This is a genomic window from Actinomadura sp. KC345 (assembly GCF_004348515.1).
Lineage (GTDB): Bacteria > Actinomycetota > Actinomycetes > Streptosporangiales > Streptosporangiaceae > Spirillospora.
Map to the genome: position 1 here is coordinate 1 of NZ_SMKH01000597.1, position 641 is coordinate 641.

Sequence of the window (641 nt, forward strand, 5' to 3'; positions counted from 1 at the left end):
GGAGTACCAGGACAAGATCAACGCCGAGCGGCCGCCCAGCGACCAGGTCATGGAGGACCACCAGCACAAGTTCGGTGAGGAGTACCGGCTGGAGACCGAGGGACCGCACCCCGTCCCGAGCATGCGCCAGAACCGCTACCAGTAGCGGACCGATCGACGAAGCGAGGGAGACCCGTGAGCACCAAGACGACGGACGTCTCGTCCACGACCGACCTGGTCGACCTGCTGAAGGCGCAGCACGGCCGGATCCGGGACCTGTTCGACGAGGTGATGCACTCCGAAGGGCGGGAGCGCAAGGAGGCGTTCCGGGCGCTGGTACGGCTGCTGGCCGTGCACGAGACCGCCGAGGAGGAGATCGTCCACCCGGTGGCCCGACGGCTGCCCGGCGGCGACGGGATCGTGGACGACCGCCTGGCCGAAGAGCGCGAGGCCAAGGAGCTGCTGTCCGAGCTGGACGGCATGGACACCGACGACCCCGCGTTCCTGAAGTCGATCGACAAGCTCCGCATCGACGTGCTGACCCACGCCCGGGCCGAGGAGCGCTACGAGTTCGACCGGCTGCGCGACCAGTTCAGCCCGGTCCAGCTCAAGGGCTTCGCCGCCGCGGTCCGCGCCGCCGAGGCGACCGCCCCCACCCGGCC

1 protein-coding gene is annotated in these 641 nt (G+C 70.0%); it reads left to right on the top strand.

Going from position 1 to position 641, the window contains the following annotated elements; translation table 11 throughout:
* Positions 1–174: 174 nt before the first annotated feature.
* The coding region (locus tag E1281_RS39820; RefSeq protein ID WP_131884837.1) for a hemerythrin domain-containing protein at positions 175–641 on the top strand (467 nt) is incomplete at its 3' end.